Genomic DNA, 756 nt, shown 5'->3' with positions numbered 1-756 from the left:
CCTCCCGACACTGACCCTACGGGTACAGTGCGGGGCTCCTGCGATTTCTAGCTGACCCTGCTCCGTTCAATGGTTTTACGGCCCATACCGTCAGCCAATAGCTTGGACGTTGAATCCAGGTTGAGCGGGCCACGGGGCCTGTCGGTCAAGAGGAACAAGTTTGAGCCTGCTTTCGATAACTGACTCGATATCTGATCCGTTTGCTCAACAAGGGAAATACGTTTGTCCAGCGATTGGAAGATTCCCCTTCCAATAGCAGGCATACTGCAGTTGCTGAATTGCTCCTCTTCGATGCCTCTGGGAGTTCTGGGCATCTCGATCTTCGAGAGGGATCCCTGAGGTGGCCCATGTGAGTGAGGTGAAATCCTGGCAACCGAGCAGATCGATAACCCAAACTGAGGAGAGCTGACTATGAGTATGAGTATGAATAGGGCTTCTGCCTTCCCCTTAACCTGGCTGTGGACGGGATCCCTGGCCCTGGGGGTGACGGCCCTGGTGACCCGCCAAGTGATCTGGGGGCTCTTACCTTTGGCAGCAGCCTACCCTGCCATCCGCCGCCGCGAAGAACAGCTTGGCCAAGTTCTGGAACAGACCTGGACACAGCAGCAACAGACAGCAACCCAACTGGAGACCCTGCAAGCGCGTTTCGAGGTGCTGGACGCTCGGCTCACTGCTGAACCGTCCCTTCTGCAGCAGACCTTGGCTTCCCCGGCTGAAGCCATTCAAGAGCTCGAGCAGAAAGTAAAGGTTTTGGAG

General features: G+C 56.2%; 1 protein-coding gene. It reads left to right on the top strand.

All coding sequences use genetic code 11. The annotated features are described in order from the left end of the window. Positions 1-423: 423 nt before the first annotated feature. Positions 424-756 (top strand): hypothetical protein (locus tag NW820_RS13070; protein ID WP_414407733.1); only part of this gene is annotated, 333 nt, incomplete at its 3' end.

Origin of the sequence: Synechococcus sp. R55.7 (assembly GCF_047461955.1) — a bacterium.
Classification (GTDB): Bacteria; Cyanobacteriota; Cyanobacteriia; order Thermostichales; family Thermostichaceae; genus Thermostichus.
This window is presented reverse-complemented; position numbering and strand designations above follow the sequence as displayed.